Source organism: Arthrobacter agilis (assembly GCF_002953615.1).
Taxonomy (GTDB): domain Bacteria; phylum Actinomycetota; class Actinomycetes; order Actinomycetales; family Micrococcaceae; genus Arthrobacter_D; species Arthrobacter_D agilis_B.
This window is the reverse complement of the sequence record NZ_CP024915.1, coordinates 3,032,413-3,038,208: the sequence shown is the minus strand read 5'-3', so window position 1 is coordinate 3,038,208 and position 5,796 is coordinate 3,032,413. Positions and strand designations below refer to the sequence as shown.

Genomic DNA, 5,796 nt, shown 5'->3' with positions numbered 1-5,796 from the left:
GTCCAGGTACACCGGAGCGGAAGTCACCGGTTCATTTTGCCATGGGGCAGGGGCTCGACGACGCCCGGCCAGGTGATGTCCCGGCCCCGGGCGGAGGTTCGACCGCAGTGGCACCCGGACACCTCCGGTGGACCGCCTCCAGGCGGCAGGAGGGTGTCCGTATAAGGCACCTTCACCGGGCATTTTCTCGGGCGGGTGTTACGGGAATCCTTGAGTGCAGTGTCTGTGCGGCCGCCTCCTTCCCCGTCCGCTCATCTGCATCTGTCCGAGTAAGGGACCGGCTTACGGGCAGCTGTACATAAGGGACGGCGGGAGCTTGATCATCAAAAAGGTCATGGTTAGCTGATCCCATGACCGAGCCGCCCAGAACCAAACCACTCCACCCTGCACGGCGGCGGTTGATTATCGCGGTAGTGATTTGGGCACTGGTGATTCGGACGCTCATCTACATCGTCACAGACACCCTCGAAGTAGCAGACGTCTGGAGCGAGGTGGTCAGTACCGCGCTCTTCCTTGCGATCTTCATCCCTCTCAGCCTCGCTGCGGTGCAGGAACTCAACGACTTTCGGAAGCGAGGACTGGAACCCCTGCCGCAAATTCCTACCCGTCGTTCACTGATCGCGCTCGGCGTCTTCACGGTCCTCTTCTGGACGTTTTTCATCTGGTTCATCCAATGGCGCGGGGACTTCGTGTTCCCTCTCCTGCCGATCCTTTGCATCATCGCGCTGGGAGTAAACATCCGCAGGTACTACCTAGCAGGACAGCCACTCGACGACGACGCCCAGCCACAATCTGACTGATGCTGTGGACCACCGGCTTACGGGCGGAGTCTATGTGCATAGACTCAAATCATGAGGACCAGGGCGCACGTGCTACTAATAGGCGGCGGTCAGTAACTTAGGCTCGAATTTATGATGGATGAAGGTATTGAAGTCCCGCGGGACATCTTGGAGGCCTGGGCTGGCGTTGCCCACAGTGCTCGCTTGATGACCGACGTACTGCATCAGATTGGTGAGCCGATGCCAGGCTCGAATCTCGCTCAGGTCAACGCGGTTTACCCAGCGGAGCGCGGTTCGGATTGGTCCCGCGGGTATCTCACCTCTGCTCTTGAACATCTAGAGTTCTGGGGCGATCACGTCGCCCCGTTGAAGTTCCATCCGGAGCAGAAGGTGCGGCATACGTTCAGGCCGACGCAGACCCTCTCAAGGGCAGCCATTGAGTCGTCATCGCATGCCATCTGGGTGTTGGACGCGCGCACAGCTGAGGAGTGCACGCGACGTCACCTGTCGTTTGTCGTGCACGATTTCGAGGAGCAGAAAAAGGCTGCTGTTGGTCAGGAGCCCAAGACAGCACTAGCAAAGCGTCGTGCGGATCTCGTCAGCAAGATAGGACCGCTTTTCACCGAGGATGACGTGAAGCGAGCCCCGGGGTACATGGATCTTGTGAAACAGGCGGCGGCTGTCGTCGTGGTTAAGGGCGCGGGTACCTTTGACGCTGAAGCGGCGGAGAGGCTCTGGCGCGCGTCGGCCGGCTCGGCACACGGTAAGCGTTGGCCCTCGCACGAGCTGCAGATCGTTGTTCCCCGCGATGAGTTCCTTCCGGGTCAGTTCAACACCACCCAAATGCCTGATCCCGAAGCCATCACCTCCATCACGGAATTGGCCGCTTCGTTCACCTCGTACGCGGTGCTTCGTTTCGCTGATTACTCGGGGTACGAGCCTCAACTGTCGAACATCTTGGAACAAGCTGCTGCGCGGCTTTCATCGAAAATCACACGTCGTCCCGATCTCTGACGGCTTGGTGGCACTCAGCATCTCGTAGCCTACGCGCCGCCGTACTACTCGGACGGGGATCCGCTTTCGGGCTACCGCACGGGGCGCTTTGTGGTGGGCCTAGTGCCCCGTAACGGTTGTCTTCTGCTTTGATAGGGCTCGAGGACGGGCGACGGTCGCCTCCGGTGACAGAGACGACAAGCAGATTATTCTGCAGTAATTGCCAGGAAACGCCCTTGGCGCCTGAAGTCCCGAATGAATACCGCAGTAATGATCAGGACAGCGGGTACCAGCGCGACAGCAAACCAGCCCGCAGGCGTCCCGACGGAGGAGAACAAGAAGCAGAAACAGGGGGTACCCAGCAGAGTGGATGCTGTTTTCTTCCGCTGCTGGACCGCTACGGCCCGGGCGACTGTCAGATGCTCTGCTTCTATCGTGCCCTTGCCGTTGATTCCACGCATCAGGGCCTTGCCCTCCTCCTCCTCGAGTAGGGAAAGAAGATTGCTCGCGGATCCGAGGTGCGCACTGGGCGCGAGGCGTTCTCGCTCGTAAATGGTGCCTCCCACTAGCCCAGCGAATCCGACGAGGATCGCACCAAGGCTCAAGGTGCGCTGCCAATGAACCGGGCCACCACCGGCCAGGAGGTAACCCCCCGTGATAGTCAACGCCATGATGATGAAGACTCCGGCTGGGAAGTAGCGCGTGTAGTACGTATGCAGCGCCGCACTCAGTCCGTTGTCGGTGACCCCGCGGGAATGGTGCTCAGCCGTCGCCCACCGGTCATGGGATTTTGCCACTTTGTCCTCCGGTCCTGCCGTCGTTTTCCCCCTGTGCCAACCGAGTCCCTGGCCATACGAAAGACGTAGTGAATCCTACGGCTGGCTCCATTTGTCGGTGTGTCCGTTCGCAAGACGATTCGTCAGCGGACGTTCTGCTTCTCTGTCAGTAGGTAAGCGATTCCGCAGACAGTCGTAGAGACTGAGAGTCAGTGCTTCGCCGTCCAAGTGAATCTGGTGAACCGATTAACAGCAAGACCAGGAGAATCGCGACGCACACGATCGCGACGAAGACCCATTGCACTCTTGTCATGCGTCATAGTCCCACGGCCAAACTACGTTGGATAACGCACGGAGAACGATCCCTCAGCGGGCGTTTTGGGTGGAGTGCGATACTTTCGCCATGGGGGATGAGTCAGCAGGGTGGCAGGACGTCGTCGTCGCGGATTCACTCATTCGGGTGAGCATTTCCGAACCTGTCGCGGTCATCCGAAATTTAAAGCACCCCGACCGGGTCATTACCTGGGCCGATCTTCCTGTGGGCTTGATCAACCCCCACATGAGAGTTGCTGCGGCCTCCACCGGAGTATGGGTTCTTTACACGCCGGCGACGGCGGATGAGATGAGAGAAGACGAGGGAACCGCTTCGCAGGTGATCTCCACGGCTATCCATATCTCCCAGGCAGGCGACGTTACCTGGTTCATGGACCTGATGAATGTTCATCTGATCGGGACAACACGGCACGGCGCATGGCTCTGGTCGGGTCGTTCGGACGTCAACGTGGACGATCAGGCGCAATGGTTGAAAGCACGTGAGCTTCTGCTCCTCGACGCCGGCGGCCGAACACACCGCACGAGCATCGACCGCATCCCGTTACTAGCCTTTGAGGCCGGATCCTCGCCTTACCTGGTGGTGTATGCCTCCGCCCCGGAAGCGCTTCACGACAGGTATGGCGGTACCGGATACACCTACCGTTATCAGCAGATAGAGGTGCCCACCGGCGGACTTCCCGCTGTCCTTCGGGCGAACGAGCTTCCATCGACGCCGATCGAGGAGATAGACATCCCTGGATGGTCCGAAGGTGATGCTCCCCAGATCAATCCTGTGGTCGCCGGCGATCCTCACGTGTCGTGGGACAGGGTGAACCTCCCCGAGGAACAGAAGAAGGCAGCCGTCGAGGCCCTCTGTGCCGAGTTCGATCGCCTCGAGTCATACTGGCGAACACCCGGAGGGGAGATGGTTCCCCTCACCGACGGGGTTGCTGATGCCCGCGTCGACGTGGTCGGTGATTGGCCCCAAACACAGGTCGAGGTGAGTTTCATACACCCTCACTACCGGCAAGGCCGACTACGGCGCACATACCGAGTCTTCGACGACGCCGGGCGTATCAAATCATGGCAGTACGCTTCCATCCATCTCATGGAGGATCTCGACACAGGAGTTCTTCCGCCCCACAAGGTCGCCCTAAACACAATCCTGGACATCTGACACCACACTGCTCAACTACAGATGATTCCAGGGGCACAACCCCATCCCTCCGAGGGGCGCACGTTGCAGTGAGGTGGATTGACGCATTGAAGGACTCGACTCAGCGCTTTCTTTTACCTCGAGGGTCGCCCGGTCCCCCAGAGTTGACGCGATTCCTTCGGGCTTTGAGGATGAACGGAATAGCCGTGAAGAGGGCGAAGATCGGCCCTGCGATGAGACCGTACCTCCGGGCGTCCTCCCAGCCTCCCCCCAGGTAGCCGACCGTTCCCCAAATGACCACGTACAGAACAAGCATCGCCAACGCTTTGAGGACCATGGATTGTTTCATACATCTTCCTTCAATCAGCAAGATGACTAAGCCTGAACCAGGTTCACTCTAGTAGCACCCGTGGAGATGGGGCTGAGCGTGTCCTCACAAAAGGCTTGAGCCTTATCGTCTCCTAGTGCGGTGGAAGATCGTCAACCGGGTGCCGACGAGCTAGGCATGTGAGTGTGTGCTGATTCGGAACTGCACTGCTTTGTGATGATCCGGGTAACTGGTCGAGTCAGGAGTGGAACGGACCGAAGGTGATCTAGATTCGACGTATGGGTACAGCAGCCAAGGGCCGGACGCAGATCAACAAGCTCCTAGTCCTCTCTCAGGAACAAGCCCTTCCTTTGCGCATCCTTCGCGACGCAGGCGGCGCAAAAGCCGAGTTCGGTGTGGTGGTTGGCCTGTTCGAGGAATGGGTGGTTCTGGCGGAACTCCGCGAGGGGGTACTCCGGGACGGCTACGTGGCCTTCCGGGCCAGTTCAATCAAGCGCGCCTGGGTCTTTGACACCTTCATAGGCTTCGTCCGGGACAACAATCAGTGGCCCCCGCGCAGCCCCTTCCTGACCGCCGACCTCAGCGATCCTGAACAGCTCATACGGGCAGCCCTGGACGCCGCAGATGTCATCTCGCTGTACCGAGAAGACAAGCACCCCGAACAACTCCTCATTGGCATCCCGGTCAGGTGGAGCAAGAAGCATCTGTGGCTCTTCACAATCAACGAACACGGGCAGTGGGAGACGTTTCTGGACCGGTTCCGTTTGCGGGACATCACAAGGATCGGCTTTGACGGGGGGTACGAACGAGCCGTCTCGGCCACGGCTGGTCCAATGCCCGAGGCAGTTCCCGAGAAGGACAATCGGGGGAGGAAGGTAAAGCTACCGTCGACCCACCTGGGGCCAGTAACAAGCGATCAGCCCTCATCGTCCCGCTAGCCGATCGGCTTACGGGGCGGTCGATACGAAGCGTATCCTTCAATCTATGGACGCCCCGCGACCTCTCCCGGCCATTGGTGCTCCCGCCGTCAGGGCCCTAGCGGCGGCGGGGGTACGAAGCCTGGATGATGCGGAGGGCGTCGGCCTTGATCACCTCGAGGCGCTTCACGGAGTTGGACCGAAAGCCATTCGCCTCCTACGAGCCGCGCTCGAGCAATAGCGCATGGAAGCCGACCCTTGGCTCGCTTCGAGACGCGCGCCGAGGGATCGATCAGCGGGGGGGAAGTCGCCTTCGTAGTCGTTCCACATGCCGGCCAGGATGTGCATCACGAACAGCTGGTCGTCCACGGACGCGTCTTTGCCAGCGAAGGCCACGACAAAGTAGTTGACGCTGAATCCGTCGTCGACGGTTGCCTCGTATTCCGTCGCCGAGGCGTGGGTCCGGAAGCGGTAGTAGTTGGCTACAGCCGTGCTGTACGCCTCGACGCACTTGATGTCGCTGTTACACGCCGTA

Annotated in this window: 7 protein-coding genes; 4 read left to right on the top strand and 3 right to left on the bottom strand. The window is 59.8% G+C overall.

The features are described from left to right. Nucleotides 1–350: 350 nt before the first annotated feature. On the top strand, nt 351–800 hold the full coding sequence (locus CVO76_RS14795) for a hypothetical protein (protein ID WP_208739937.1): 450 nt from the start codon (nt 351–353) through the stop codon (nt 798–800). A 111-nt stretch (nt 801–911) separates the two neighbouring features. Beyond that, a complete protein-coding gene (locus tag CVO76_RS14790; RefSeq protein ID WP_208739936.1) occupies nt 912–1,793 on the top strand; it encodes a hypothetical protein in 882 nt (293 codons plus the stop codon). Nucleotides 1,794–1,978: 185 nt separating this feature from the next. Here the strand turns inward: CVO76_RS14790 and CVO76_RS14785 are convergent, their stop codons facing one another. After that, a complete protein-coding gene (locus CVO76_RS14785; protein ID WP_208739935.1) occupies nt 1,979–2,569 on the bottom strand; it encodes a hypothetical protein in 591 nt (196 codons plus the stop codon). Nucleotides 2,570–2,951: 382 nt separating this feature from the next. On the opposite strand from CVO76_RS14785, the gene CVO76_RS14780 reads away from it, so the two are divergent. Then, nucleotides 2,952–4,037 (top strand): hypothetical protein, encoded by a 1,086-nt coding sequence (locus CVO76_RS14780; RefSeq protein WP_208739934.1) that lies wholly within the window; start codon nt 2,952–2,954, stop codon nt 4,035–4,037. 100 nt (nt 4,038–4,137) lie between these two features. On the opposite strand, the gene CVO76_RS14775 is transcribed toward CVO76_RS14780, so the two are convergent. Then, a complete protein-coding gene (locus CVO76_RS14775) occupies nt 4,138–4,365 on the bottom strand; it encodes a hypothetical protein (protein WP_208739933.1) in 228 nt (75 codons plus the stop codon). 257 nt (nt 4,366–4,622) lie between these two features. Between CVO76_RS14775 and CVO76_RS14770 the strand changes: the two genes are divergently transcribed. Beyond that, nucleotides 4,623–5,282, top strand: coding sequence for a hypothetical protein (locus CVO76_RS14770; RefSeq protein ID WP_208739932.1), 660 nt, complete (start codon nt 4,623–4,625; stop codon nt 5,280–5,282). Between the two features lie 165 nt (nt 5,283–5,447). Here CVO76_RS14770 and CVO76_RS14765 read toward each other — a convergent pair. Continuing rightward, nucleotides 5,448–5,796, bottom strand: a 349-nt coding sequence (locus tag CVO76_RS14765) for a hypothetical protein (RefSeq protein ID WP_208739931.1), incomplete at its 5' end; no start/stop codon positions are given.

What these genes read in the sequence shown, in the direction of transcription:
- CVO76_RS14795 (WP_208739937.1), top strand. Translation starts at nt 351, where the DNA reads ATGACCGAGCCGCCCAGAACCAAACCACTCCACCCTGCACGGCGGCGG.
- CVO76_RS14790 (WP_208739936.1), top strand. Translation starts at nt 912, where the DNA reads ATGATGGATGAAGGTATTGAAGTCCCGCGGGACATCTTGGAGGCCTGG.
- CVO76_RS14780 (WP_208739934.1), top strand. Translation starts at nt 2,952, where the DNA reads ATGGGGGATGAGTCAGCAGGGTGGCAGGACGTCGTCGTCGCGGATTCA.
- CVO76_RS14775 (WP_208739933.1), bottom strand. Translation starts at nt 4,365, where the DNA reads ATGAAACAATCCATGGTCCTCAAAGCGTTGGCGATGCTTGTTCTGTAC.
- CVO76_RS14770 (WP_208739932.1), top strand. Translation starts at nt 4,623, where the DNA reads ATGGGTACAGCAGCCAAGGGCCGGACGCAGATCAACAAGCTCCTAGTC.